The sequence below is a fragment of the Bacillus nakamurai genome, from assembly GCF_001584325.1.
In the GTDB taxonomy this organism is placed as follows: Bacteria; Bacillota; Bacilli; order Bacillales; family Bacillaceae; genus Bacillus; species Bacillus nakamurai.
This window is the reverse complement of record NZ_LSAZ01000008.1, coordinates 49,160-74,939: the sequence shown is the minus strand read 5'-3', so window position 1 is coordinate 74,939 and position 25,780 is coordinate 49,160. Positions and strand designations below refer to the sequence as shown.

The window sequence follows — 25,780 nt, the reverse complement described above, 5'->3', positions numbered from 1 at the left end:
AAAGCGGCGGAGAGATCAGGGGGGATTTTCGGAGAAAACTGAGAATCCGGCGCATCCTCCCCGCTTTGCGCCCCTGTCAATTCATTCCTCTAAGCCTTTCGTATTGTGATCAGAAGAAAATCTAACTATAATGAGGTATAAAACATGATGGAGGCCATTGATATGTCAATGTATAAAGCACTAACTATTGCCGGATCTGATTCAAGCGGCGGCGCGGGAATTCAGGCCGATCTCAAAACGTTTCAAGAAAAAAATGTATACGGAATGACGGCTTTAACCGTTATCGTGGCGATGGACCCTGAAAACAGCTGGGATCATCAGGTATTTCCCATCGATGCCGATACGATTCGCGCACAGCTTGCGACGATTGTTGACGGAATCGGCGCAGACGCCATGAAAACGGGAATGCTCCCTACCGTAGAGATCATTGAGCTTGCGGCAAAAACGATTAAAGAAAAACAGCTGAAAAATGTCGTCATTGACCCGGTAATGGTATGCAAAGGAGCGAACGAAGTGCTGTATCCGGAGCATGCCGAAGCGCTGCGCACCCAATTGGCGCCGCTTGCCACCGTGATCACACCAAACCTGTTTGAAGCGAGCCAGCTCAGCGGAATGGATGAGTTAAAAACAGTCGAAGACATGATAGAAGCAGCAAAAAAAATCCACGCGCTCGGCGCTCAATATGTGTTAATTACAGGCGGAGGCAAACTCAAACACGAAAAAGCGGTTGACGTGTTATATGACGGAGAAACCGCAGAAGTATTAGAGAGCGAAATGATTGATACTCCATACACACACGGAGCCGGATGCACGTTCTCTGCCGCTGTCACAGCAGAACTGGCCAAAGGCACTGAAGTAAAAGAAGCGATTTACGCGGCGAAAGAATTTATAACAGCCGCTATTAAGGAATCCTTCCCGCTGAACCAATATATCGGACCGACTAAACATTCAGCGATGCGTTTTCGCGATAAATAAACAAATATCCCCCTCGCTTTAAGAGGGGGATTATTTCATTTTTCTCGCCGACGACCGCAAAAACGTCTCAATCGATTGAACAAACAGCGCATATTCCTTCATCTGTTCATATGTATGGCTGAGCCGTTCATTCCATTCGTTATGCAGCTCAGCTCTTTTGAGCATGCGTTTCAGCTGGAGCAATACCTCTTTATATTCTTCACGTTTATCTTCCACTTGATTTGCAGCTTTGAACAGTAAACATTGCGGCGTTATCTTCTGATTCTCCAAAACTAAGAAAACAACTCCTTTTATTCCTGAGAATAGTAGTCTTTCGTTGAAGAATAGCACAGATGGCATAGGTTTCACATAAGAAAAAAGAACGATTTTCTATAAAAGTGTCCAAATGGCAACGTTCATTTCTGTATTCCCCCCCGAGGTGACCGTTACCTCATCATTTCCCGGGAAAGGAAAATACCTGGCGCTGAATACTTCTTCTCCGTCATTCAAAAACACTTCGATTGATGAGGCATCCATAAACAGCTGTACGGTATGCACATCAGTTATGGCGCAGCTTCTAGTTTCTTTTTCTTCTCCGTTAAAAGCGGTGCGTTCCAGTACTGCCATTCCCTCTTTCGGATTGAAAATAAAGCGGGCCGTGCCCCGAATCGCCACTTCAAAGCCCGATTCGGTGAAGATATCTTCCAGCAGCACCTCTGTTCTTGCGGCATCCTTCACCGGAAGCCGCCCAGCCGAACGGGACAAATGAAGGCGGCCTCGCTGCTGATCCGTGCGGAGGGCTTTCATTTCAGGGAGCGGGCGCTGTATAAGCTTCCCTCCTGATAATGACAGCTCTCTCGGCATTGCCATGCAGTGAACCCAATGATAGTCATGCGTCGGATGGCTGTCCTCCTGCTGATCAGGCACGGCCATCCACGCAAACAATATTCTCCGTCCCTTGTCATCCACCAGCGTCTGGGCCGCGTAAAAATCAAACCCTCTGTCAAGCTCCGTAAACTCACCATGCTGAAACTCAGGTGTATCCGTATTCAGACATCCGAGAAAATACCCCGCCTGATGTTTGTTTTGATACTCGGTGCCGTCAGCCTCAAGACCTTGCGGAGATACGAGCAGCACGTCCGCTTCGCCGAGGGAAAACAAATCAGGGCATTCCCACATATATCCGAATGATCCGAGACTGCCCGATCCCGCTCCTGCAATCGGGCCGAGAAACGTCCATTCCGTCACATTTTCTGATCTGAATAAAACAGCGCTGCCCTTGAGCTCTTCTGTCTGCGCGCCAAGCACCATAAAGTATGTGCCGTCTTTCTCCCACACTTTCGGATCCCGGAAATGAGCGGTATAGCCTTCAGGCAGATGCGCAACGACTCCTTTTTTTTCAAACACTTTTCCGTCTTTCGATACTGCAAGGCATTGATACGTTTCCCGATCGCCGTGTTCATCCCTTACATTGCCCGTATACAGCAGGCAAAGCTGATCATCTTTTGCAATGGCGCTGCCGGAATAACAGCCGTTTCTGTCATACCATTCGCCCGGCGCAAGCGCGATGTCTTCCTCTTCCCACGTGACAAAATCACGCGTCGTGACATGCGCCCAAAATTTTGCCCCATGTCCCGTATGGAAGGGCTGCCATTGAAAAAACAAGTGATACGTTCCCTTCCATTGAATAACACCGTTCGGATCATTTAAAAGCCCGACCGGCGGCATGATATGAAAATGCTGGCGATAGGGATCCGACGATGCAATCTTCCCGAGTCTCTCTTTCTCTTCATAGGCGCGGCGGCGGAGTTCTTGATCAAGTGCACTCATTTTATACCTCCTCCTTTTCTTTGGCTCCCATTACATAAGCGGCAATAAACGCTGTCACCGAGGCAATGCCCATTCCGATCAGATAATGCAAGAGATTCCCTAAGCCGAGCGGAGCCGTGATGGCGATCATCGGAATTCCCGTCAGCCCGTAGGCATTGGCGGCGACACCGGTGACCACGACATAAGCGCCTCCCAGCGCTCCGCCGATCATCCCCGCGATAAACGGCTTACGGTATCTCAGATTGACACCGAAGATGACCGGCTCCGTTACACCGAGAAAAGCGGAAAACGCGGCAGGCAGGGCGATTTCTTTCGTTTTCGCCTTTTTCGTCAGGAAAAATACGGCCAATCCCGCCGCGCCTTGCGCGACATTAGCCATTGACCAAATAGGCAGGATATAGTTTCTCCCCAAGTCAGCAATAAGGCCGGCCTCAATCGCATGGAAGCTGTGGTGCACGCCGGTGAGCACAATAAGCGGATAAAGGCCGCCGAAAATGAGTCCTGCTGCAATCCCCGCATGATCGTACACATAAGTTAACGAAACCGTAATGCCTGATCCGATCGCTCTGCCAAGCGGCCCGATTGCAATAAACGTGATAAACCCGGTCACAATCACCGTCACAAACGGCGTGACCAATAAATCTAACGCGTGGGGCACGGCTTTTCTTGTCCCTTTTTCCACCTTGCTCATGATATAAACGGCCAAAAGCACCGGAATCACCGTCCCTTGGTAGCCGAGCAGCGCAATATTGAATCCGAACAACTCCATGTAGCCAGGCGACGCATCGGCGAGCCCCCACGGATTCAGCAGCTCCGGATGGATCATAATCCCCCCGATTACCGCACCGAGATACGCATTTCCGCCAAATTCCTTCGCCGCGCTGAATCCGATGAAAACAGGCAAGAAGAGAAAAGCCGCACTTGAAAACATGTCGAGCAGTTTTAACAGCGGCGAATGTTCAGGCAGCCAGTGAAAAGCCTTCATCATTCCGAGCAGTCCCATTAACAGGCCGCTTGCTACGATAGCCGGAATGATGGGAACGAATATGTTGGACAGCGTTTTCGCAAATCTTGCGGCCGGATTCAGCTTTTGCTTCACGGCGTCTTGATTCGTCTCATCTTCGTCCCGCCCCAACCCGGCCTCTTTTGAAAAAGCGTCGTACACTTTATTCACGAGACCCGTTCCGAAAATAATCTGGTATTGTCCCGAACTGCTGAAAGCCCCTTTGACACCTTCCATCTCTTCTATTTCGGCGCTATTAATCTTCTGTTCATCGTAAATGACAAGCCGGAGCCGGGTCGCGCAATGCGCCGCGCTGATCACGTTTGATTTTCCTCCGATATGTTTTATAAGCTGTTTTGCCGTTACTTGATAATCCATTATCTTTACCCCCTTTTGAGAAAACAAAAAAGACCTAAAATTCGCCAACGAAAAAGGTCAACATGATCCCTTTTTCATGTACGCAAATTTTAGGTCTTGCCTGCATAACCAGTCACAATCCCGCCGGATTCATTTTTTTGATGCGCTTTCATTTTAGTTCATGACAGCGCTTTCGTCAACTATTTTTTATTAAAAAAAGTCTGTTTCTCTAAACAGACACATTATTCCGAGGGTTTTTGAAGACGCTGGACATGCAGCGTAATATAGCCGGCCTCAGACTCCGGCAGTTCCAATTCATATTCATTTTTTAAAAACGCCGCTAATTCAAGCGCACACCGATAAGCAAACGGATACTTTTTTTGGATGAAATAAAGCATTTCTTCGTCCATGGAATGGAGCGCTTCATTTGAATCCAACCGGCTGACCGCATACCGCAAGTGCGTGACGAGGCGCTGATAGGAAATACTGTCTTCATCCACCTTTTGCTCAAAAAAGGCTTCTATCCTTTCGATCATTTCTTTGATCATGGTTGTATGTTTCATCGCCGAATACATACTTTTGGCATCCGCCTTGGCAGTATGGATATGAAGCGCGATATACCCCGCCTCATCATCAGGAAGAGATACACCAAGGGTCTTTTTCACATGATTGACCGCCCAGAGGCCGATCTCGTATTCTTTTTTATAAAGCGCCTTAATTTCATGAAGCAATCGGTTATGCACCTGAAGACCGTTTTGAATCCTTTCGATCGCAAAGGATAAATGATCCGCCAGCGCAATATGAATATGATCGCTCAGAGGCGCCGCAAGCTCTCCCTCCGCATGGCTGATAATATCTTCAGCCGCTTCTATATGCTCTTCGGGAAGCGTTTCTAACACTTGTTTGAACTTTTCATTTTCGTCGTGCACGACAAATATTTTTTCAATTTTATGTTTTTGAATGACATCATTTTTTCTCTTTTGAAAAGCGATTCCGGGACCCATCACGATCTTTTCCCGTCCGTCTTCTTTTATTAACGCCGCATTGTTATTTAATACTTTGTCTATTCTCAAGAGGTTCGCTCCCGTTCATATGTTTAGTGGGATTGTACCCTCTTTTTCATATGATGTAAAGATACCGGGCCTGCGCGCTCCCGCTTCGGCAATTCTTTGCGGACTGGCACCCATCGATTCTTATCCTGCCTGCCGCAAGCCGATTTTGTTTCATCAGTCAGATCCGCCGATCGGACACGGCCCGCAAACGAAAATGCCTTGGCTGCCCGTCTCGCTTTCTGCTGATATGTACCTTGGTTTCCATACACGGCGGCTAATTGGTATCTTCCTTCAGCCGGCGCCATCCAGTTCATCAGAAAGACCATCCACACCCGTAAAGATACTAGCAAACGTTTCATTGCAAATCATCCCTCCGCTTCTTATTGACAGACAGCTGTTCGCAGGCCTGTTTCGTTCTCTCCGCTTTAACGGAAAAGGCGGCCGATCCTTTTCCCTTAAAAACTAGCGGGCCTAGCAACCCTATGACTCTATGATAGACGCGGCCTGGCAAATTGTTTGTCACAATATGAGTGAAAAAACAAACTAGTTTTCAGAAGTTTTGTTGAAAGCTGATGGAAATGACATGAAAAATGGAGAAGAGGTTTAAAAAGTTATGCACAAGTTATCCCTTAGTTAAGAACAGCTTAAACACAGGTGATATCCACATATCCACAAACACTTTCTATATTTTGTATAGGAACATTCGTTCCCAACTATATATATACACAGGTTTATTAAGTTATACACAACATTTTGTGCATAACTTCCTCCTTATTCACAGACAAATTTCCAGAAATGAGTCATATGGCACAAGGATTATTTTGAATTTTCAAGAAATATATACTAGATTTCTAATTTAGACAAAGAAAAAGGGGGAAACACATTGAAAAAAGGAATCATTCGTTATCTGCTTCCGGCTTTTGTCTTATCCTTTACCTTATCCACAAGTACACAGGCTGCGCCGGCATCAAAGCTGCAATCGCCTGATCTTGAGAAAGCCGAAGTGTTCGGGGACATCGATATGACAACCGGCAAACAAACGACGGTCATTGTGGAATTAAAAGAAAAATCTCTGGCCGAAGCGAAGGAACTCGGCAAAACACAAACAAAAAGCAAGCTGAAAAGCGAACGCGCAAAAGTGAAAAACAAAGCGCTCAAAGCAGTTAAACACGGAAAAATCAACAGAGAATACGAGCAGGTGTTTTCCGGTTTCTCCATGAAGCTTCCGGCTAACGAAATTCCGAAGCTGCTGAGTGATCAGGATGTCAAAGCGGTTTATCCGAATGTCACCTATCATACCGATCACCTGAAAGATAAAGACGTCACCCTTTCCAAAGATGCCGTGTCCCCGCAGATGGATGACAGCGCACCATACATCGGGGCAAATGATGCGTGGAAGCTCGGCTACACAGGAAAAGGCGTCAAAGTCGCCATCATTGATACGGGCGTCGAATACAAACACCCTGATTTAAAGAAAAATTTCGGACAATATAAAGGGTACGATTTTGTGGATAACGATTATGATCCTGAGGAAACGCCGTCCGGCGATCCGAGAGGCGCAGCCACTGACCACGGGACACACGTGGCGGGCACAGTAGCGGCAAATGGAACGATTAAAGGCGTGGCGCCTGATGCAACGCTCCTCGCCTACCGCGTACTCGGCCCGGGCGGAAGCGGCACGACTGAAAACGTCATCGCCGGAATCGAACGCGCCGTGCAAGACGGAGCGAATGTCATGAACCTTTCTCTCGGCAACTCTGTGAATAACCCGGATTGGGCTACAAGCACGGCTCTTGACTGGGCCATGTCTGAAGGCGTTGTTGCGGTCACCTCAAACGGAAACAGCGGCCCGAATAATTGGACTGTCGGATCACCGGGGACGTCCAGAGAAGCGATCTCCGTCGGAGCGACACAGCTGCCGCTGAACGAATACGCCGTCTCATTCGGTTCTTACTCCTCTGCTAAAGTCATGGGCTACAACAAAGAAGATGAAATAAAAGCGCTGAATAAAAAAGAGGCAGAGCTTGTTGAAGCTGGCATCGGCGAGCAAAAAGATTTTGAAGGCAAAGACCTGAAAGGAAAAGTCGCAGTCGTCAAACGCGGCAGCATTGCATTTGTGGATAAAGCCGACAACGCCAAAAAAGCCGGCGCAATCGGTATGGTTGTGTATAACAACGCATCAGGAGAAATCGAAGCCAACGTACCGGGCATGGCTGTTCCGACCATCAAGCTTTCTTTAGAGGATGGTGAAAAGCTCGTCAATCAATTAAAAACGGGCAGCACCAAAACGGTATTCGGCTTATCGGTTTCCAAATCCCTTACTGAACAAATGGCGGACTTCTCTTCACGCGGACCTGTCATGGACACATGGATGATTAAACCGGATGTCTCAGCTCCCGGCGTTAACATCGTCAGCACGATTCCGACACATAATCCGACCAATCCGTACGGCTACGGATCAAAGCAAGGAACAAGCATGGCATCACCGCATGTGGCCGGCGCAGCTGCCGTCATCAAGCAGGCAAAACCGAAATGGAGCCCGGAACAAATAAAAGCCGCCCTCATGAACACGGCGGAAACCTTAACGGACGCTGACGGTGATGTATATCCGCATAACGCGCAAGGCGCCGGAAGCATCAGAATCATAAAAGCGATCAAAGCGGACTCTCTCGTTTCCCCGGGAAGCTATTCCTATGGAACGTTTATGAAAGACAATGGCAATGAAACGAAAAAAGAAACCTTTACGATTGAAAACCAATCGTCCATCAGAAAGTCATACCAGCTCGAGTATGCGTTTAACGGCACGGGCATTACCGCTTCTGGAACAGACCGGGTGGTGATCCCCGCGCATAAAACCGGAAAAGTAAACACGAAGGTAAAGGTCAATGCGAAGAAAGTGAAGGCCGGAACCTATGAAGGAACGGTTACCGTGCGCGAAGGCGGGAAAACAGTCGCCAAAGTTCCGACGCTTCTGATTGTGAAAGAGCCGGACTATCCGCGCGTGACTTCAATTGAAGTGCAGGACGGCACAACTCAAGGAACCTATCAAATTGAAACCTATCTTCCTGCGGGAGCGGAAGAGCTCGCTTTCCTTGTATATAACAGCAATCTTGATTTCGTAGGCCAAGCCGGCATCTACAAAAAACAAGACAAAGGCTATCAATATTTCAATTGGAACGGCAAAGTCAACGGTGATACCGCTCTGCCGGCCGGAGAATATTACATGCTGGCCTATGCCGCAAACAAGGGAAAATCAAGCCAGGTTCTGACCGAGAAACCATTTACCGTTGAATAAACGAAACAACCCTGCTGGCATCAGCAGGGTTTCTTTTTTATGACTCAGCAAATGCTTCTCGAAGCAGCCGGTACGAATGCAGTTTATCTTCAAATTGATGTGTAATGGTCACAGCCATTATTTCTTCGGTTCCATACGCTTTCGTGAGCGCCAAAAGCTGTTCCTTCACTTGCTGCTTTGTCCCAATGATCATCCGATTTCGGTTATCGGCTATCCGCCTTTGCTCATACGGAGAATATGAATTGCCGCGGACGGTTTCATAAGCGGGAACACCGTTCAGCGGAATCCCCTGCTCCCCCGCAAGCAGCGTATAGTCCAATACTGATGCAAGTTCTTCCGCTTTCTCTTCAGTGTCCGCGCAAAGAACGAAAACCGCAACCGCCGTTTTTGGTTTTTGTCCTAAGACGGAAGGTTTGAACCTCCGCTTATATTGTGCCACCGTACTTTCTCCGCCATCGCCATTAATGAAATGGGCAAACATGTAGCCCGCCCCAGTCTCAGCGCTTAGGAGCGCGCTTTCTCCCGAAGAACCGAGAAGCCAGACATCCGGCGCCGTTGCGATATGAGGCGAAGCTGTCAGATTCGGAAAGCGGTGACTGTCATCGGCCAAATCATGCAAATACATCGTCAGCTCACGAATCTGCTGCGGGTATTGATCAGCATTGCGCTTGCCGCCGTCATTCAGCGCCCACGAAGCAATCGGCATTCCGCCGGGCGCCCTGCCCAGCCCGAGATCAATTCTTCCCGGAGTAAGGCCTTCAAGCACACGAAAATTCTCTGCCACCTTATAGGCGCTGTAATGAGGAAGCATCACACCGCCTGATCCCACACGAATCCTGCTTGTTTTGGCTGCAATATGGCTGATCAGCACCTCAGGGCTTGAACCTGCTAAACGTTTTGAATAATGATGCTCTGAAACCCAAAATCTCTTATATCCGAGCTCCTCTGCGGCCTGCGCCAGCCTAACGGTTTCCTGAAGCGCGCTTTCCGCAGAACGGCCCTCAGATACCGGAGATTGATCTAATACGCTTAATGAAATCATCACTGTCACCTCATCAACATCGTACCACTGCCAAGCCGTTTTTTCTTTCCGTATGCTTGTAAGCATCCCCTATGGATGATCATTTCATAATGAACGATGTTCGATTTTGTCGAAATATGTTACACGTGAAACATGAAAACCTCTCCCAGTCGGGAGAGGTTTTTTCTTAATTCTTTTGAAAGCCTTTATCTTTTACGTATTGATTTAAATAGGTTCTCGGTTTTTGTCTCATGAACTGCAAGATTTGATCAGACCATGTTTCAACCCGCTTGCCGTTTGTCCGTTTTTCATAATAAGCGGAAATGGTTTCATCGTATTCCTTCATATAACGGCGGAAGTTTTCTTCGTTCGTATCGTACGTATTTTCATGATAGACGGCCTGTTTCGGAAGTCTCGGCTTTTGACCGGACGGATGAGCGGGATGCCCGACAACCAAGCCAAAGAGCGGCAGGACGTGATCAGGCGTCTCCAGCACTTCCGTCACCTGATCCAGTTCATTCCGGATGCCGCCGATGTAACAAATGCCAAGCCCCATTGATTCCGCAGCAACACTTACATTTTGTGCGGCAAGAGCAGCATCAATCACGCTGACCATAAACATCTCCGTATTCTCAAGAAGCTCGGTAATGTCTTCGCCTTTCTCTTCGGCAAGCTTTTTATGTCGGTATAAATCAGCACAGAACACAAACAAATGCCCGTTATTTTCGACATAAGGCTGATTTCCGGCAAGCGCGGCCAGCTTCCGTTTTTTCTCTTGATCGGTTACGCCGATGATGGAATATGCCTGCACATAGCTGGACGTAGACGCCGCCTGCGCGCTTTTCACTAATGTATCTATCTCTTCTGACGTCAGAAGCTCGTCGGTAAATGATCGGATTGACCGATGATTAAGTATGGTTTCAATGGTATTGTTCATGTATAGAACCTCCTTCTTTTTTATCATATCCGAAAGAGAAGAAAGCCAAAAGTGAAATGCTCTGAAAAGAAAAAAGACAGCCCGCATCTGAGCTGTCCTTTTATCAGGAATTAAACAAATAACTTTTATATTTCGTGAGCTGAACGCTGGCATTATACACGATACCGAAGCTGATCAATGTAGAAAGCACCGAGCTCCCTCCGTAGCTGACAAACAGCAGCGGAATCCCGGTAACCGGCATAATACCGATATTCATACCGATGTTTTGGAACGTGTGGATCACGATAAGTGCCGTAAATCCAACGCAAAAAAACGCACCGAATCGGTTAAAAGCATGCAGCCGGTCAATCAGCACCACAAGCCTGTAAATTAAAAAGAAAAACATCACGACGACGATGGCACATCCTAAAAATCCAAAGCTTTCACCTAAAATCGCGAAGATAAAGTCCGTCTGCCCCTCAGGCACGTAAACCTTCAGATTATGAACGCCGTTTCCTGTGATACCGCCTGATCCGATCGCCATCACCGCCTGATCCACCTGCCAGCTTTTATCACTGTCAGCCTGGGTTGATGTATTGGAGTCAGACATCCATGATGTGACCCTGTCAATTTGATAATTTTGAATGCCGATAGCATTCGCCACATGGGGGAATTCAATCACTAGCACAAGGAAAAGCGCCACCACAAGAGCGGCGGAACCGCCGATCAAGGTGATTAACTTCCAGTTTACGCCTGACATAAACACCATCACCATGACGATAAACAGGCATATCGCGCCTGTTCCGGCATCCTGTAATACGATCAGCCCGATCGGAATAACAGTCCATGCCGCAATTTTCAGCAGCAAATTGATATCTTCCCGCAGCGATCTTTGATCTTTCGGCCCGGCTTTAGATATAATGGACGCCACCATCATCATAATGCCAATTTTCGTAAATTCGGAGGGCTGAAGTGTAAAGCTTCCAATTTGAAACCAGCTTTTCGCACCGTTTTTAATCGGCGCGATGGACTCCGGAGCAACCCGCAAAAGGAGCAGTGACAACACTCCGGCTATTAATACATACAAACTGAGCTTTTCAAGCTGCTCTAAATCGAAATACAGTAAAAGCCCGATCACACCGGCTCCAATTACATAGAAAACAATTTGTTTCATCCATGCATTGCTTCCATACTGCCCAAACTGTCCGGCCGCATAAATGGCAGCAATACTAATAATTAAAAACACACCAAATATAAAAATCAAATCCCCCTGATAATAGGGATTTTGCTGTTTCTTGTATCGACTCATTCTATCCCGCCTTACATTTTCATCGGAAATCACTATTGTTTATTATACATGAACACAGTTCAAGAAAACATGACTAGGTTGTTTCCTTTTTATTTTTTAACGGTTTGAGGACTACACGACATATGACGTGTTAGAAAAGGAAATGTTTCGGTCATCCTGAAAGTTTTCCAATAAAAAACCCCTTCGCGTCGGAAAAGGGGTTTGGGTTAAAAGAAATCCAGCGTTGAGACATTGATCTGTAATCTTAACAAGCCGCGGCATGCCGTATGGATACGGCTCTTGTGATATCTGACAGGTCGACAGGTCATCCTGAAGGGCAATATGGCCGGACACCTTTTGAGCGCCGCAGCAGCCTGTTACGCCGGTATTTGCTTATATGTCTAACCTCATAAACAAACTGTTCGGGTCCTCTTTGTAGTCTGCGAACAGATCACAGTAATAAAAACCAGCCTTTTCATATAAGCTTCTGGCGGGATGAAAAGCGGCCATGGAACCGGTCTCCAGGCTGATTCTCTGATAGCCGCACTGTCTTGCTTCTTCAATGAGATGGTGAAGGAGCTGTTTGGCCACGCCTTTTCTTACATGCTGCGGAGAGGTTTTCATAGATTTGATCTCGCCATGCAGGCTGTCAAGCTCTTTCAGGGCTGCGCAGCCGAGCAAGCCGTCCCCGTCCCATGCACTCCAGAACGTCACATCAGTCTGGCGCAAGCGCTCTGCATCGAGCGCGTGTATGCTTTCCGGCGGAGAATGAAGCGTTAAACTTTGAAGGTGATCATGCAGCAGCGCAATGACCTCCGGACCCGTTACATCGTCTTTTTTTATATTCATTCCGATTCCTTCCTTAGTGAGCATTTTCTCTTCAACGTAACACAGGTTCACAGCTGTTTCTATTGTGTTGTTTGATGATGTGACATCGCAATTGGGGTTTCCGGTTTCTTTTTCCTATCCAAAAATGAGGCGATAGTTGCAATACATTTCTTTAAAAAGCGGTATCAAAAAATGGAAAACATGGTATAATAATTGTAACAAAATGTTCAAAAAACGACCACAAAACAGACACATTTTATTCTCTGCATTTCATTTTGGAAACGCTGTCATAAAATGAAAGGAGACAAGTAAGATGGACATGTTTTTCGCTTATTTACTGGTCGCAACCGCAACGCCTCTCTTTATTTGGCTCGATAACAAAAAAGTAGCTCTTTCGGCCATACCGCCAATCATTTTAATGTGGGTTTTCTTCTACTTTTACGCAACCAGCAGCCTTTCCCCTCTCGGCCACACACTTATGATTATCCTATTTGCCGTCAACGTGATTGTTGCCCATATTGCCGCCTTTATCATTTACGGCCTTCCCCGTCTCCGCCGGAGAAGAAGTGAATAAAAAAAGGCAGAAAAAACCCTCTTCGCTTACACGAAGAGGGTTTCTTTTTATTCGTGATGTTCGGAATGATGCTTAGCACCGCCGGGAGGGTTTCCATCCATATGGTCACCGTGATGGTAGTGCGCCGCAAAGATCCAGATGGAGCCAAGGATGATAACAATCGCTCCGAAAAATCCGAAGAGCGTGTTTCCTACTTGGATGGTGCCGTTTTCGCTCTCTGTCATGTGCATGAACATGAGAAGCTGCAAGCCGGCCTGAATGAATGCGAATCCGAAAATAATCCAAAGTTTTGCAGATGAGCTTAAATCCGTATATACCGCAACCCAAAGGGCCAGCAGGGTCAGAATAATAGACAACGCAAAACCTACAATATGCTTCCACGGAAAGTGGCTGTGTTCAGCAGATTTGTTTGCCATATTATAGTCCCCCCAATCCGATGAGATAGACGCCTGTAAAGATGAAGATCCATACAACGTCTAAGAAGTGCCAGTATAAACTTGAGATAAAGATTTTTGAAGAAGTTTGCGGCGTCAGTCCGCGTTTCTTCAATTGCAGTAAGATGCCGGTGATCCAGAAGATACCGATCGTTACGTGCGTTCCGTGCGTTCCGAGAAGGACAAAGAATCCTGACCAGAAAGCACTTGTACCTAGAGATGCTCCTTCATGAACATAGTGGACGAACTCGTTAATCTCACATCCGACGAAGCCCGCGCCGAGAAGAAGAGTGATAATCGTCCAAATGACAACGCCTTTTAAACTTCCGCGCCGCATTTCATGAACAGCGATCCCGCAGGTGAAACTGCTGATAAGCAGCAGGAATGTCATAATCATGACAAGGTTTACTTCAAATAATTCGGCCGGTAAGACCCCTCCAGCTGTTCTTCTTTGAAGAACGAAGAAGGTTGCAAATAGTGTTGAGAACAACACAATTTCTGCCCCTAAAAAGATCCAAAACCCGAGAATATTGAGTCTGCCGGTTTCAGATTGATATTCCATAGGCGCGTTAGAATTGCCGTGTTCTGCATGTTCCATAAATCACGCCTCCTTTATTCGGAAATCTTTCTTTCCGTCTCTTTTATTTCTTCAACAGGTATATAGTAGCCATCATCATACTCAAATGAGCGAAGCACCATGCAAAGCAGAATACCGATCAGTCCGATAATGCCCATCCAGTACCATTCAAATACAAGTCCGAAGCCTGCAAAACCGAATGCGACTGACATAATAAGCGGTCTGCCTGAGTTGTGCGGCATATGGATTTTCTTGAATTTGCTTTCCGGATGGATATCCACTTTGTCTTCTTTCAATTGCAGGTACCCATCTAGAGATTTCACTTCAGGAAGCACCGCAAAGTTGTAATGCGGCGGAATCGCAGATGAAGTCGCCCACTCAAGCGTACGTCCCACGCCCCATGAATCTCCGCTGATCTCACGAGTAGAATAGCGGAAGCTGTAATAGATGTTATAGCAAAGGATTAAGAATCCGACACCCATCATGAAGGCTCCGACAGTTGAGATAAAGTTTAATGTAGTCCAGCCGTCATTCGGTCCGTATGTGTAAATACGGCGAGGCATACCTTGAAGCCCCAAGAAATATTGCGGGAAGAAACATACATTAAATCCGATCATAAAGATCCAGAAGAACCATTTTCCGATTCTTTCGTTCAGCTTATGGCCGAACATTTTCGGATACCAGAAAATAAATCCGGCGAAACACGCAAATACAGTACCCGCGATCAGCACATAGTGGAAGTGAGATACAAGGAAGTACGTATTATGGTATTGGTAATCCGCTGCAGCCATCGCAAGCATAACCCCTGTTACCCCGCCGATAACGAAGTTCGGAATAAACGCAAGCGCCCACAGCATCGGTGTTGTAAAACTGATTCGGCCTTTATACATCGTAAAGAGCCAGTTAAAGATTTTAACCCCGGTCGGAACCGAAATGGCCATCGTCGTAATCGAGAAGAAAGAGTTAACGGACGCACTGTTCCCCATTGTGAAGAAGTGGTGAGTCCATACAAGGAAACTCAGGACGGAAATGGCGATAATTGAACCGACCATCGCTTTGTAACCGAATAACTGCTTTCTTGCAAAAGCTGAGATAATCTCAGAGAAAATACCGAATGCCGGTAGGATAACGATATATACTTCAGGGTGTCCCCAAATCCAGAACAGGTTGGCCCAAAGCATCGGCATACCGCCGGCTTCCAGTGTGAAAAAGTGTGCGCCGAACAAACGGTCAAATGATAAGAGCGCCAATGCCACTGTAAGTACAGGGAAGGCAAAAACGATAATAACCATTGTGATCAGCGTCGTCCAAGTGAACATCGGCATACGCATAAGCGTCATACCTTTAGTACGCATTTTCAAGATCGTTACCATAAAGTTGATACCCGTCATCAGCGTACCGATACCGGCAATCTGAAGACCGAGCAGGTAGAAGTTCTCACCTGGCCCAGGGCTCATGTCGTTACTTGCCAGCGGCATGTAACTCGTCCATCCCGCGTTCGGAGAACCCCCGATAACGAAGGAAATATTGAAAAGCATCGCTCCTACGAAGAACGTCCAGAAGCTCAGGTTGTTTAAGTAAGGAAATGCTACGTCGCGCGCACCGATTTGCAAAGGTACGACAACGTTAATCAGACCGATCAGAAACGGCATCGCCATGAAGATAATCATGATCGTACCGTGAGTCGTAAAGATTTCGTTATAGTGGTTTGAGTCTAAAAAATTGTTATTAGGAAGCGCTAACTGGGCACGCATCATCAAGCCGTCGACCCCGCCGCGGAACAGCATGATAACAGCAGAGATAATGTACATGATTCCAAGTTTCTTATGGTCTACAGATGTTAACCATTCAGACCAGAGCCACTTCCACTTTTTAAAGTATGTGAGTACAACGATAATAGCGATAGTGGACAGCGCAATGGAAACTTGTGCGCCCAGAATTAATGGGTCACCTGTTACAAAAAATTCATCCCATCTCAATTTCATTCGGGCTTCCTCCTTTCTTGTTCAATATCAGTCTTCTTTATCGTCGGATATTTTAAATTCGTTTTTCTTTACATTTTCCCACGGATCAGTTTTAGAGTGCGGTGAAACGGCTTTATAGCCCAGGCGTTTGCGCGCCTCCATCGCATATTCAGCATCTTGGCCGTGGTCAACGTATTTCAAGTGTGTAGAAGAGAACGTTAATTTACCGACATTCTCCGGAAGCATCAGTTCATCATACTTCTCTTTCGTCAGCTTAGGAGAATCGCTTTGGGCTTTTTTCACCCAGTTGTTAAAGTCTTTTTGCGTAACGGCTTTAACATTGAATTTTTGGTCGGCAAAGTGTTCGCCCGTGAAGTTCGCATTGCGGCCTTCATACGTTCCCACTTTGTCAGCCTGTAAGTATTGGTCCATCAGCATTCCCGCCATCGCGTATTTTTGTCCTCCAAGCTGAGGAATCCATAGCGATGCCATTGAATCGGCTGAGGAAATTTTGAATAAAATCGGACGGTCTACAGGGATGTTCAGGTAGTTAACCGTCTCGATATCCTGTTCAGGGTAACTAAATACCCACTTCCAGTCTACCGAAGTAGCATACACAACAAGGGGCTCTTTATCCTTTGTCGCTTCAGGAGCTTTTTCTAACGAATATATCGTCTGTACGGTAGGCACAGAAAGTGCAATGACAATTAAAATTGGGATCACTGTCCAGACTACTTCTAAAAACGTGTTGCCGTGCATGTCCGGCTTGTAATTTCCGCTGTCCTTGCCTTTGCGGTCGCGATATTTGACTAAGATAATGGTAAATAGAACGAATACGACACCGACAATGAACAACATGAATCCGATTGATAACAGAATCAAATCTTTTTGCTGATCTGCTACAGGCCCCTTCGGATCTAATACGGAAATGTCGCTGCATCCGCCAAGAACGAAAACAACAGCCAACATCGCCAATAAAAGTAACGGTCTAAATGCTCTGAACAAGAAGATCACCATCCTTCCTATTGATGTAGTGAATCTGAAATGTACTTTCTCAAAATCTTTTCTCTATCTACCTTGTTATGCTATCAAAATCTGCACTTATTAGCTTTATTTTTTTCTAAAGTTCATCTTTTTTTCGCCCAAATGTCACAAAATCGACAAAAAATGCACGATCTTTATTCACTTGCATTCATGTAAGATAAAAAGATTTAGATCATTTAGCATATATAGAGAAGAAAGATATCGAGAACGAATAATACCAAATAAAGGTTTACCATAATAAAAAACGTTGGTCAACAAAAAGTTTCATTTTGTTAAACATTCTACAAAGGAATTATTTTTTCCTTTCTTCACACCTTTTCACACAGTTTCCATTTTAACGCAACGCATATTGAAAAAAAAGACCGGAACGTGCCGGGATATGTTCAAAATAAAAAAACGGCAAAAAGAACATTCACATGTTTAATATAGACAAAACTAAGGAAACATATAGGCAAAACTTTTAAAAAATAGGAAGTGATATTTATGGGTTTTATCGTATCTCTGATTGTCGCCATTATAATTGGCTGGCTCGGAAGTTTATTTGTAAAAGGAAATATGCCCGGAGGAATTATCGGTTCAATGATCGCCGGTTTGATCGGCGCATGGATCGGACACGGCCTGCTGGGCACATGGGGGCCTCACCTCGCCGGCTTTGCCATCATTCCGGCAGTTATCGGCGCGGCGATTGTGGTATTCCTGTTCAGCCTGCTCACCAGAAACAGAGGATAATTCAAAAAAGCCTCATCCCTTAAGGGATGAGGCTTTTTTCCGGTTTGGCGTCCAATCGGCTGATAAATCGGCGGAAAGCTGCCCTGCCGTCGGCCGTCTGTTTAAAAACGCCGGCGTGCTCCAATATCTGCGCAAAGATATGGCCGATCTCTTCCTTCAATACCCGGCCGGCATTTTCCTTTGTCACCGTCCGCTTTTGAAGCACACTGAGCGCCCATTCTTTGTGTTTTGCGGTGGATGAATGACTGGCTAAAGCCGCCTCGGGATCGGGAGAGCAAAGCGCTTCCGCCGTTTCCCTCATCTCGTGTTCCAGTCGTCCCGGCAAAATCGCAAGCCCCATCACCTCAATCAGACCGATATTTTCCTTTTTCAGATGATGGACTTCTTGATGAGGATGAAAGATTCCTGACGGATGCTCGTCTGAAGTGCGGTTATTTCTCAGGACGAGGTCTAATTCGAATAACCCGTTTTTCCGCCTTGCAATCGGTGTGATCGTATTGTGCGGAGTTTCCCCCGTATAGGCGATAATGTCTGCGGCTTCATCGGAATAGCCGCGCCACGCACGTAAAATGTAATCTGCTGCGCCAGATAGCTCAGCCGCGCTTCCGCCCTGAAGACGGAGGACCGACAGCGGCCACTTGACAATCCCCATCGTCACCTGCGGATAGTCCCGCAGCTTGTAACAGCTTTCTGTCTCCGCTTGCGCCATCGGAAAATCATGCTCTCCGCCTTGAAAATGATCGTGGCTTAAAATACTCCCGCCGACAATCGGCAAATCGGCATTGGAGCCGAGAAAATAGTGCGGATACTGGCTGACGAAGGACAGCAGCCTGTCAAATGTTTTTTTACTGATCTGCATCGGCTCGTGCCTGCCTTTTAAAACGATGCAATGCTCCCGGTAATAAACATAGGGGGAAAATTGCAGAAACCACTGCTCATCGCCGAGGATCACCGGAATGACGCGGAGATTTTGGCGTGCAGGATGATCCGGCCTGCCTTCGTAGCCGACATTTTCTTTACAGAGAACACAGCGCGGGTATTGGGACTGCGGATTTTCCTTGGCCGCCGCAATCGCTTTCGGATCTTTTTCCGGTTTTGAAAGGTTAATCGTCATTTCCAGCTTCCCATAAGCCGTATCAGCCTTCCACCCGATAATTTGTTTCATTCTGTCTGAACGGATATAATAGATATCTTCGGCAAACTGATAAAATGCCCTTGTCGCCTGCCGTGAGCCGCGAACGGCCTTTGTTTCTTCAAAGCGCCGGACAATCTCAGACGGCGGAGGGGCGAAGCAGCCCATCAGCTTAGCGCTCAAGAGGTCACGATAGGTGTCTGTATCGTCTGCCATCCGGCCTGTTTTTGCCGCCCACTCATAAATCGGGTTTAAAAGCTCCGGCAGCGGCTTTAACGGTTCATTTTCTTTGCAGTCAGCCGGCTCGGGATGTGTAATATGCAGCGCTTCATACAGCCTGTTTCTTATGTATTCAATATCAAGGAGTGAAATCAGTTCTTTTTGCAGGCCGTATCGGATCAAACGTTCCACATGTTCCTGAATCGCCATAATCATCCTCCTTCAGTTCTCTCGCTCCCGCTCCGATGTCCGCCGTATAAAAATCGGCTTTCCTCCCTGTCTGCTCCTTATACCGGGCTCCGGCTGTTTCAATAAAATCCTGAACCGCGTCTTCCTTTACGATACTGATCGTGCAGCCGCCAAAACCGGCTCCCGTCATTCTTGACCCGATAACCCCGCCGTGGCTCCAGGCCGCTTCTGCCAGCGCATCAAGCTCCGGGCTTGTCACCTCATAATCATGCCGTAACGAAAGATGAGACTCCCTCATCAGCTCACCGATTTGCCCGAGCTCATTTTTGCTGAACATTTCGGCTGTCTTTTTCGCGCGGTAATTTTCATAAACGGCGTGTTTCGCCCGCCGCCTGTTTGTTTCGTTCTGAATCAGCCCGGCGCGGGTGTCAAAAGCGGAAGGAGCGAGTTCTCCCAGTGATTGAATAGAAAGGTGCTTTTGCAGATCCTGAAGTGCTTCCCGGCATTCCTGCCGCCTCTTATTGTAGCCTGACCCTGCGAGAGAGCGTTTTTTGTTCGTATTCGCGATCACCAGAGACAGCCCCGACATATTGAGCTTCGCATATTCATAGGAAAGCGTGTCACAATCCAAGAGCATGGCATGATGTTTCTTCCCCATTCCGATTGCGAATTGATCCATAATTCCGCAGTTTACCCCGATAAAGGAATTTTCCGCCGCTTGGGCCATCTTCACCAAATCAAGCATGTCCGCCTGAAGATGATGGCTTTGATTAAAGATCACCGCCGTTACAAGCTCTATCGAGGCCGAGGATGACAGCCCGGCGCCGTTCGGAATGTTTCCCCAAAATACAATGTCAAAGCCGTGAGGAAGGGAGAAACCGCTGCCGAGGTATTCAGCCATTACGCCTTTCGGATAATTGGCCCACCCGTCTTCTTCTTTATAACGAATATCATCGAGACTGCATTCCTTTATGCCATCTTCCTTAAAATTCTCTGAATACATCCTGACGAGTCTGTCCCCTCTTTCTCTGACAGCCGCGTATGTACCGATTGTCAGCGCACATGGAAACACGTAGCCGCCGTTATAATCCGTATGCTCCCCGATAAGGTTCACCCTTCCCGGCGCAAAGAAAACACGGAGCTCCTCCGTTTTTCCAAACACATCAGAAAACGCTTTCTTTATATCTTGTCTCATACGCATCCCCTTCCCGTTTCTCATTCCCCCAGGGCGGCAAAAGAAATCCCTATGATACGCCTTCTTCCTTTGTTTTTCTGAATACGATCCACTTGCTCGCAACATAGTTGACGACTACGATAATCACGTTATCGGCAATTTTGGCCAATGTTTCATTCATATGAAATTGGCTGACTAAAAGAATCATCATGGCCAGATCAATACCGAGAGACAGTACGCGCACACTGAAAAAGGCAGCCAGTTCTTTCAGCAGGCTCCGCATTCCGGCTGTTTTTTGCTGAAATACATACAGTTTATTCGTGACATATGCAAATAGAACGGATAAAACCCAAGCGGCGACCGTTGCCATCTTATAATCCATTTGAAACGTTTCAGCCAGCACATAAAAACTCACGATGTTCACGATCGTCGTGAAGACACCCATAATGATATACATCATAATTTCTCTATAACGCATGTCAGTTCCTCGCTTTCTGAAAAACTTTTCTAAACCTTTTGTCAAATGAAGATGATCGTTAACCTGATTTTCTGTTACTGAAGAAAACAGAGAGCGCGTCAAACAGGCTGCGGAAGGTGACGGGGCGCCCCAGCACGTTTGATTGCTTAATTATGCCGTCAATGAGCGCGCACATCATTCTGGCGGTGTATTCCGTATCAATTTGTTCTTCTATTAAATTTCTCGATTTGAGCCAATTTATGTACAAGCAGCTTTCTTCAATCCATAGCTCGTAAAGACGGATATAGGCTTCATATTCCCGTACCACCTTGTAATTGGGCATGTGAAGGGCAAAGGATACGATGTTCCATGCTGGTTTGCTGTTAATAAGATGCATCAGCAAGTCAGCCGCGCTTCTTGCCGCTTCATAAAGTGTCAGCGGCCTGGCTGATTGCCGTTCTATTTCGTCGAGATAGCCGGTAATGATTCTTTTTTTGATCTGACGCCTGTCTAACAAATGCTTCAGGAAATCTTCTTTGCTTTCAAAATGAACGTAAAACGCACCTTTGCTAAAGCCCGCGGCTTTGCTGATTTCATCTATCGATACTGTATCGTAAGCTCGGTCAATTAACAAATGAAGGCCTGCGTCAATAAAACTTTCAAATGTTTCTTCTCTCTTAATTTGAAATTTGTTTTTTTTCATTTTTTACTCCAGCTATTTGATCTTCACTTTATCTTACACCGAATCATTCTTTAGCGGTATTTTTTCTGCAAAAAGATTGTGCTAGTCGGCGTTTAAAGGGTAAATCTTAATAGGTCGGATGATTTATTTTTATTTACATACTATCCAGTCAGTATTTATTTGTTTATTATTATATGTAAGAATTCTTGAAGGATTTTGGGTATTTCAGTAAGTTTTTTAGGGAATAGGTAGGTGAAAACATCTTCATTTTGGGATTACCGGGAAACTATGTGTGAAATTTGTTATACATTGCTGCTTATTGCTGGGCAAAACAATTTTTCAATTGGAGGTTCTTATGAAAACTCATGCACTGAAGGATGTAGATCAAGATTGGCATTTGTTGATTCAAGAAGCTAGAATCATGGGTTTACACATTGACGATGTGAGGCGATTTTTAAATGCTGAAAAAGCGGTGAAGAAAAAAACACTAATGAAAAACACCATCCGCCAGCCGTAATATTTGAGGCGGATCCTTTTAATTTATGCTTTTAACCGCCAGCCGCACCTGAGTTTTCACAAAAACCGCAGTCTCAGGGGAGACATCTGCACAGAGAACGCCGGACAGCCATTCCCGCCATATTCCGCTATCGAACGCCAAACATGGTTATACACGATCCCCCCGCTACATATCTTGTGTATTATGAGGTGATACACAGATGAATACGAATCCCTTTTATGATGAAAAGAAACAGCAATATTATGACGGCCTGAACCCTTATTTATTGAAAAAAATAAACGGAAGCTGGCAAACCGTGCTTGATGTCGGCTGCGGCGCGGGGAATTTAGGCGCAGCGCTTGAAGACCGGGGAATAACGGTTTACGGTATTGAGGCGTTTCCTGAAGCCGCTCAAAAAGCAGAAACAAAATTGAGCCATGTGCTTTGCGGAGATATTGAATCCGCCGTTCTGCCGTACAATGACGAGCAATTCGACTGCATTCTGTTCGGGGATGTGCTGGAGCATCTTGTCGATCCTTGGTCAGTGCTTAAAAAGCTTCGTCCCTATTTAAAAAAAGACGGCACAGTTCTCACATGCGTACCGAACGTCGGGCACATGTCAGTGGTGCTGAGCTTTTAGCCGGCAAATGGACATACAGAGACGCCGGTTTAATGGATCAAACCCACTTGCGTTTTTTTACCCGCGAAGAGCTCGTCTCGTTATTTAAAGCTGGCGGCTATGAGATAAAAAGCATTGAGGCCATTCGCGTTGACCACCCCTCCTATCAGCAGGCCATTTCTTCATTGCATGAAGTTTGTGTGCAGCTTGGCATAAGGCATGACTTTCTGACAGAAGCATCCGCCTATCAATATGTGATTGAGGCGGGAAGGAGCTTGTAATGGATCAATACTCGTTCCTGTTTGTCGTCTGTGTTAATGATGAATCGCTTTACAGCCGGTGCAAAATCCATATTATGCAGCTTACCGTTCCCCCTTCATACTCCCTTGACATTATGCCGATATATGATTCACAAAGCATGGCATCCTCTTATAACAAAGCATTGAAACGTCCTTCCACATATAAAATCTATTTACACCAGGATACATTTATTATTCATCGCGATTTTCTGTCTGACATGCTTCACATATTTCAATCCCATCCGGAGCTGGGGCTTCTCGGTGTGGCGGGCTGTGAGACACTGCCGGCGGGCGGCATATGGTGGGAAAGCGGTCAGCGGGCGGGAAAGGTCATTGAATATCGGGGTCATTCCTATCACACCCTTCAATTCGATCACGGCAGCGGGACAAACAGCCTGTTTACGCCTGCTGCAGCAGTAGACGGTTTATTAATGGCAACTCAATACGATGTGAAGTGGCGGGAGGATCTGTTTGGCGGCTTTCATTTTTACGATACGTCGCAATCTCTTGAATTTCAGCGCCGCGGCTATACCGTCGGAGTGGCATGCCAAAAAGATCCTTGGTGCCTTCACTTTTGCGGTGATTCATTTGACGCTGAGGCTTATGAAGCGGACAGACAAACATTTGTGAGGCACTATATCACACCCGGCTAAACGGAAAAGCCCTCTGCGTCAGAGGGCTTTTTGTTCGTTTATCGTTTATTCATTTCCTGCTCAATGATTTGTTCAAATGTTTCCTTGCTTGCGGCGCCCGGGACTTTTTCATCACCAATGACAAAAGTAGGCACTGCTGTGATGCCCGCTTCTTCATATGCATGGCGGAGCGCTTCCTGCTGTACATGCTTGTAGGCTCTCGTGTCGAGCGCCTCTTTGAATGCCTCGGCGTTTAGCCCTATTTCTTCTGCGAGCTTTGTCAAGACGGCAATGTCGCCGATATTTTGTTCTTCCTGAAAGAAAGCATGGAAAACCCGTGTATGGTATTCGCTGCCTTTCCCTTGTTCTTTCGCAAAATGAAATCCTTCAAAGGCCAAATCTGTGTACGGATGCGGTGATACGCGGGGAAACGTGATATCCACCCCTAAAGATTTTGCCATCGGTTCAATCGCGGTTTTCCACATCTGCTGCTTGGCGGGTTCATTTACGGGATCAAGCTTAGGCGACGGACTTGGGCGCAGCTCAAACGGCATCCATTCCACCTCCACGTCCTTTCCCTTTATCGCTTCCTCAAAAGCCGCTTTGCCGACGAAGCAAAACGGGCATACATAATCTGAATATACTTTTATCTGTATTGTCATACTCAATCTCCTTTCCTATCCTTTTCATCATAAGGTGTAACTTAAAAAGTTACAAGTGTTTTTTCAAAAAAAACACCCTCCATAGGGAAGGTGTTATGATTCCAGCAGCCGCTGGGCGATATATTCTCCTTTTTTACAGCCGCCGGGGCAGGCAAATAAGGCGGAGCCGATCGTCTGCGTGTATTCATTAAGCGCATCCTTTGCCGATAAAGCTTTCAGCATCGGAACAAATTGGCGGTCGGGGTCTTTTTGAAAGCTGATAAACAGCAGGCCTGCATCGACATAGCCAGTTTTCGGATCGATTCCGTCCGTGTAGGAGAACGCCCGCCGTAAAATCTGTCTGCCCGTTGATTTCGCAACGCTGACATGTGAGTCGGCGGGAATCTGGTTCAGCTTGACAGGGTCGGTTTCCTTTTTTTGTCCGAAAGGAGCGCCTGAACTTTTGATCCGTCCGAACGTATCCTCTTGATCTTTAAGAGAAGAACGGTCCCATATTTCCAGAAACATCTTGATTTTCCGATAGGCCATGTACGTGCCGCCCGTCATCCAGTCCGGCTCTCCAGATTGAACCCAAACAATGGAATTCATCAGATTCTCATCCTTGGTGCTTTGGTTGCCGGTGCCGTCCTTAAAGCCGAATAGGTTGCGCGGTGTTTCCCCGTTTTTGCCGCCGCTTAAAAAGCCTTTGTTCAAATAGCGCACTTCGCACACGCCGATTGATTGCTTAATCAGATTGCGCATCGCGTGGAACGCGGTCTGTTCATTATCGGCGCATACTTGAACGGAGATGTCTCCGCCTCCTTGTTTCTTATCAAGGTTGTCGTTAGGCATTGCCGGCAGGTCGGCGAGATGCTTCGGTTTCTTATCTTTCAGCCCGAAGCGGTCCTTTCCGTCCTTTTCGAAAAAACCCGGTCCGAAGCCGAATGTCACCGTTAAGTTAGCCGGTGCCAGATCCTGTGACTCTCCTGTATCCTGAGGAGGCATATATTTATTTTTCTGTTCGCCCGACAGAGTGGCGCCTGAGGTCAAGAGCTGCGTCAGGCTGGTCCAATTTCTGAAAAGGGAGATGACATCAGCTTTGTCGCTTGACGTCACATCCAGCGCCGCAAAGTACACATACGTTTGATGCGCTGTTGTAATGCCGGCCTGATGCTTCCCGTAAAAGGGCACGATTTGTTCATTTTTATCTTCACTCTGTTTCGAAGCAGTGGCCGCGGGCTTGAAGAGCGGCGCCAGACCTCCGAGGCCGCTCGCTCCGACCGCGACGGCCGCCCCTGCCACGGCGCCCCACTTTAGTACATCCCGTCTGTGAATCTGTTTATCCTTGTTTTGTTCATCGCTCATGCTGTGTCA

General features: G+C 46.7%; 24 protein-coding genes and 2 pseudogenes. 7 read left to right on the top strand and 19 right to left on the bottom strand.

Annotation, left to right across the window (positions count from 1 at the left end):
* Positions 1 to 162 precede the first annotated feature (162 nt).
* Positions 163 to 975, top strand: a complete 813-nt coding sequence (locus tag AXI59_RS05355) for a bifunctional hydroxymethylpyrimidine kinase/phosphomethylpyrimidine kinase (RefSeq protein WP_061522709.1) — start codon at positions 163 to 165, stop codon at positions 973 to 975.
* 30 nt (positions 976 to 1,005) lie between these two features.
* Here the strand turns inward: AXI59_RS05355 and AXI59_RS05350 are convergent, their stop codons facing one another.
* From AXI59_RS05350 to AXI59_RS05330, 5 genes are all read right to left on the bottom strand, one after another.
* Complete coding sequence (locus tag AXI59_RS05350) at positions 1,006 to 1,245, bottom strand: hypothetical protein (protein ID WP_061527603.1); 240 nt, start codon at positions 1,243 to 1,245, stop codon at positions 1,006 to 1,008.
* Positions 1,246 to 1,344: 99 nt separating this feature from the next.
* On the bottom strand, positions 1,345 to 2,784 hold the full coding sequence (locus tag AXI59_RS05345; RefSeq protein ID WP_061527602.1) for a sucrose-6-phosphate hydrolase: 1,440 nt from the start codon (positions 2,782 to 2,784) through the stop codon (positions 1,345 to 1,347).
* Between the two features lies 1 nt (position 2,785).
* Complete coding sequence (locus tag AXI59_RS05340) at positions 2,786 to 4,165, bottom strand: sucrose-specific PTS transporter subunit IIBC (RefSeq protein ID WP_061527601.1); 1,380 nt, start codon at positions 4,163 to 4,165, stop codon at positions 2,786 to 2,788.
* A gap of 221 nt (positions 4,166 to 4,386) precedes the next feature.
* Positions 4,387 to 5,217, bottom strand: a complete 831-nt coding sequence (locus AXI59_RS05335) for a PRD domain-containing protein (RefSeq protein WP_061522439.1) — start codon at positions 5,215 to 5,217, stop codon at positions 4,387 to 4,389.
* A gap of 23 nt (positions 5,218 to 5,240) precedes the next feature.
* Positions 5,241 to 5,555 carry a hypothetical protein gene (locus AXI59_RS05330; RefSeq protein ID WP_061527600.1) on the bottom strand — a complete coding sequence of 105 codons (315 nt, stop codon included), beginning with the start codon at positions 5,553 to 5,555 and terminating at the stop codon, positions 5,241 to 5,243.
* A 524-nt stretch (positions 5,556 to 6,079) separates the two neighbouring features.
* Here AXI59_RS05330 and AXI59_RS05325 point away from each other — a divergent pair.
* Complete coding sequence (locus AXI59_RS05325; protein ID WP_061527599.1) at positions 6,080 to 8,491, top strand: S8 family peptidase; 2,412 nt, start codon at positions 6,080 to 6,082, stop codon at positions 8,489 to 8,491.
* A gap of 37 nt (positions 8,492 to 8,528) precedes the next feature.
* Here the strand turns inward: AXI59_RS05325 and AXI59_RS05320 are convergent, their stop codons facing one another.
* The 4 genes from AXI59_RS05320 to AXI59_RS05305 form a co-directional block, all read right to left on the bottom strand.
* Positions 8,529 to 9,533 carry an LLM class flavin-dependent oxidoreductase gene (locus tag AXI59_RS05320; protein WP_061527598.1) on the bottom strand — a complete coding sequence of 335 codons (1,005 nt, stop codon included), beginning with the start codon at positions 9,531 to 9,533 and terminating at the stop codon, positions 8,529 to 8,531.
* A 166-nt stretch (positions 9,534 to 9,699) separates the two neighbouring features.
* Positions 9,700 to 10,449, bottom strand: a complete 750-nt coding sequence (nfsA, locus tag AXI59_RS05315; protein WP_061527597.1) for an oxygen-insensitive NADPH nitroreductase — start codon at positions 10,447 to 10,449, stop codon at positions 9,700 to 9,702.
* 103 nt (positions 10,450 to 10,552) lie between these two features.
* Positions 10,553 to 11,737: an FtsW/RodA/SpoVE family cell cycle protein gene (locus tag AXI59_RS05310; RefSeq protein WP_061522434.1), complete on the bottom strand. Its 1,185-nt coding sequence runs from the start codon at positions 11,735 to 11,737 to the stop codon at positions 10,553 to 10,555.
* Positions 11,738 to 12,109: 372 nt separating this feature from the next.
* Positions 12,110 to 12,565, bottom strand: coding sequence for a GNAT family N-acetyltransferase (locus AXI59_RS05305; protein WP_061527596.1), 456 nt, complete (start codon positions 12,563 to 12,565; stop codon positions 12,110 to 12,112).
* Positions 12,566 to 12,857: 292 nt separating this feature from the next.
* Between AXI59_RS05305 and ywcE the strand changes: the two genes are divergently transcribed.
* On the top strand, positions 12,858 to 13,118 hold the full coding sequence (gene ywcE, locus AXI59_RS05300; RefSeq protein ID WP_061522432.1) for a spore morphogenesis/germination protein YwcE: 261 nt from the start codon (positions 12,858 to 12,860) through the stop codon (positions 13,116 to 13,118).
* A gap of 47 nt (positions 13,119 to 13,165) precedes the next feature.
* On the opposite strand, the gene qoxD is transcribed toward ywcE, so the two are convergent.
* The 4 genes from qoxD to qoxA are packed head-to-tail and all read right to left on the bottom strand — an operon-like array spanning position 13,166 to position 17,107.
* On the bottom strand, positions 13,166 to 13,534 hold the full coding sequence (gene qoxD, locus AXI59_RS05295; RefSeq protein WP_061522431.1) for a cytochrome aa3 quinol oxidase subunit IV: 369 nt from the start codon (positions 13,532 to 13,534) through the stop codon (positions 13,166 to 13,168).
* Position 13,535: 1 nt separating this feature from the next.
* Positions 13,536 to 14,150, bottom strand: coding sequence for a cytochrome aa3 quinol oxidase subunit III (gene qoxC, locus AXI59_RS05290; protein WP_061522430.1), 615 nt, complete (start codon positions 14,148 to 14,150; stop codon positions 13,536 to 13,538).
* A 14-nt stretch (positions 14,151 to 14,164) separates the two neighbouring features.
* Complete coding sequence (gene qoxB / locus AXI59_RS05285) at positions 14,165 to 16,114, bottom strand: cytochrome aa3 quinol oxidase subunit I (protein WP_061522429.1); 1,950 nt, start codon at positions 16,112 to 16,114, stop codon at positions 14,165 to 14,167.
* A 27-nt stretch (positions 16,115 to 16,141) separates the two neighbouring features.
* The gene (qoxA, locus tag AXI59_RS05280) at positions 16,142 to 17,107 is read right to left on the bottom strand and encodes a cytochrome aa3 quinol oxidase subunit II (RefSeq protein WP_156476231.1); all 966 of its coding nucleotides are present in this window, start codon (positions 17,105 to 17,107) and stop codon (positions 16,142 to 16,144) included.
* A gap of 513 nt (positions 17,108 to 17,620) precedes the next feature.
* On the opposite strand from qoxA, the gene AXI59_RS05275 reads away from it, so the two are divergent.
* Positions 17,621 to 17,866, top strand: a complete 246-nt coding sequence (locus AXI59_RS05275; protein ID WP_061522427.1) for a GlsB/YeaQ/YmgE family stress response membrane protein — start codon at positions 17,621 to 17,623, stop codon at positions 17,864 to 17,866.
* A gap of 19 nt (positions 17,867 to 17,885) precedes the next feature.
* Here the strand turns inward: AXI59_RS05275 and galT are convergent, their stop codons facing one another.
* From galT to AXI59_RS05255, 4 genes and pseudogenes are all read right to left on the bottom strand, one after another.
* Positions 17,886 to 19,427 carry a UDP-glucose--hexose-1-phosphate uridylyltransferase gene (galT, locus tag AXI59_RS05270; protein WP_061527595.1) on the bottom strand — a complete coding sequence of 514 codons (1,542 nt, stop codon included), beginning with the start codon at positions 19,425 to 19,427 and terminating at the stop codon, positions 17,886 to 17,888.
* 10 nt (positions 19,428 to 19,437) lie between these two features.
* Positions 19,438 to 20,601: pseudogene (locus AXI59_RS05265) on the bottom strand (galactokinase); the annotation flags it as partial.
* Positions 20,602 to 20,650: 49 nt separating this feature from the next.
* Positions 20,651 to 21,037, bottom strand: a complete 387-nt coding sequence (locus AXI59_RS05260) for a GtrA family protein (RefSeq protein WP_061523222.1) — start codon at positions 21,035 to 21,037, stop codon at positions 20,651 to 20,653.
* Between the two features lie 79 nt (positions 21,038 to 21,116).
* Entirely contained in the window at positions 21,117 to 21,740 is a 624-nt protein-coding gene (locus AXI59_RS05255; protein WP_061523223.1) for a TetR/AcrR family transcriptional regulator, read from the bottom strand.
* Between the two features lie 334 nt (positions 21,741 to 22,074).
* Between AXI59_RS05255 and AXI59_RS05250 the strand changes: the two genes are divergently transcribed.
* The 3 genes and pseudogenes from AXI59_RS05250 to AXI59_RS05240 all read left to right on the top strand — a co-directional run bounded on the left by AXI59_RS05250 (position 22,075) and on the right by AXI59_RS05240 (position 23,786).
* Positions 22,075 to 22,236, top strand: a complete 162-nt coding sequence (locus tag AXI59_RS05250; RefSeq protein ID WP_061523224.1) for an anti-repressor SinI family protein — start codon at positions 22,075 to 22,077, stop codon at positions 22,234 to 22,236.
* Positions 22,237 to 22,435: 199 nt separating this feature from the next.
* A pseudogene (locus AXI59_RS05245) lies at positions 22,436 to 23,115 on the top strand (class I SAM-dependent methyltransferase).
* Positions 23,115 to 23,786: a glycosyltransferase family protein gene (locus tag AXI59_RS05240; RefSeq protein WP_061527594.1), complete on the top strand. Its 672-nt coding sequence runs from the start codon at positions 23,115 to 23,117 to the stop codon at positions 23,784 to 23,786. The pseudogene AXI59_RS05245 and the gene AXI59_RS05240 overlap by 1 nt, the downstream one beginning before the upstream one ends.
* Before the next feature lie 38 nt (positions 23,787 to 23,824).
* On the opposite strand, the gene AXI59_RS05235 is transcribed toward AXI59_RS05240, so the two are convergent.
* Both AXI59_RS05235 and efeB read right to left on the bottom strand, forming a co-directional pair.
* The gene (locus tag AXI59_RS05235) at positions 23,825 to 24,427 is read right to left on the bottom strand and encodes a DsbA family oxidoreductase (protein WP_061527593.1); all 603 of its coding nucleotides are present in this window, start codon (positions 24,425 to 24,427) and stop codon (positions 23,825 to 23,827) included.
* Positions 24,428 to 24,520: 93 nt separating this feature from the next.
* Positions 24,521 to 25,771: an iron uptake transporter deferrochelatase/peroxidase subunit gene (efeB, locus tag AXI59_RS05230; RefSeq protein ID WP_061527592.1), complete on the bottom strand. Its 1,251-nt coding sequence runs from the start codon at positions 25,769 to 25,771 to the stop codon at positions 24,521 to 24,523.
* Between the last annotated feature and the right edge of the window lie 9 nt (positions 25,772 to 25,780).

Coding starts and splice junctions, on each gene's coding strand:
- AXI59_RS05255 (WP_061523223.1), bottom strand. CDS start 21,740: ATGAAAAAAAACAAATTTCAAATTAAGAGAGAAGAAACATTTGAAAGT.
- AXI59_RS05260 (WP_061523222.1), bottom strand. CDS start 21,037: ATGTATATCATTATGGGTGTCTTCACGACGATCGTGAACATCGTGAGT.
- AXI59_RS05330 (WP_061527600.1), bottom strand. CDS start 5,555: ATGAAACGTTTGCTAGTATCTTTACGGGTGTGGATGGTCTTTCTGATG.
- AXI59_RS05275 (WP_061522427.1), top strand. CDS start 17,621: ATGGGTTTTATCGTATCTCTGATTGTCGCCATTATAATTGGCTGGCTC.
- nfsA (WP_061527597.1), bottom strand. CDS start 10,449: ATGAACAATACCATTGAAACCATACTTAATCATCGGTCAATCCGATCA.
- AXI59_RS05240 (WP_061527594.1), top strand. CDS start 23,115: ATGGATCAATACTCGTTCCTGTTTGTCGTCTGTGTTAATGATGAATCG.
- qoxC (WP_061522430.1), bottom strand. CDS start 14,150: ATGGAACATGCAGAACACGGCAATTCTAACGCGCCTATGGAATATCAA.
- AXI59_RS05340 (WP_061527601.1), bottom strand. CDS start 4,165: ATGGATTATCAAGTAACGGCAAAACAGCTTATAAAACATATCGGAGGA.
- AXI59_RS05355 (WP_061522709.1), top strand. CDS start 163: ATGTCAATGTATAAAGCACTAACTATTGCCGGATCTGATTCAAGCGGC.
- AXI59_RS05345 (WP_061527602.1), bottom strand. CDS start 2,784: ATGAGTGCACTTGATCAAGAACTCCGCCGCCGCGCCTATGAAGAGAAA.
- AXI59_RS05305 (WP_061527596.1), bottom strand. CDS start 12,565: ATGAATATAAAAAAAGACGATGTAACGGGTCCGGAGGTCATTGCGCTG.
- ywcE (WP_061522432.1), top strand. CDS start 12,858: ATGGACATGTTTTTCGCTTATTTACTGGTCGCAACCGCAACGCCTCTC.
- efeB (WP_061527592.1), bottom strand. CDS start 25,771: ATGAGCGATGAACAAAACAAGGATAAACAGATTCACAGACGGGATGTA.
- AXI59_RS05250 (WP_061523224.1), top strand. CDS start 22,075: ATGAAAACTCATGCACTGAAGGATGTAGATCAAGATTGGCATTTGTTG.
- AXI59_RS05310 (WP_061522434.1), bottom strand. CDS start 11,737: ATGAGTCGATACAAGAAACAGCAAAATCCCTATTATCAGGGGGATTTG.
- AXI59_RS05320 (WP_061527598.1), bottom strand. CDS start 9,533: ATGATTTCATTAAGCGTATTAGATCAATCTCCGGTATCTGAGGGCCGT.
- qoxD (WP_061522431.1), bottom strand. CDS start 13,534: ATGGCAAACAAATCTGCTGAACACAGCCACTTTCCGTGGAAGCATATT.
- AXI59_RS05235 (WP_061527593.1), bottom strand. CDS start 24,427: ATGACAATACAGATAAAAGTATATTCAGATTATGTATGCCCGTTTTGC.
- galT (WP_061527595.1), bottom strand. CDS start 19,427: ATGGCGATTCAGGAACATGTGGAACGTTTGATCCGATACGGCCTGCAA.
- qoxB (WP_061522429.1), bottom strand. CDS start 16,114: ATGAAATTGAGATGGGATGAATTTTTTGTAACAGGTGACCCATTAATT.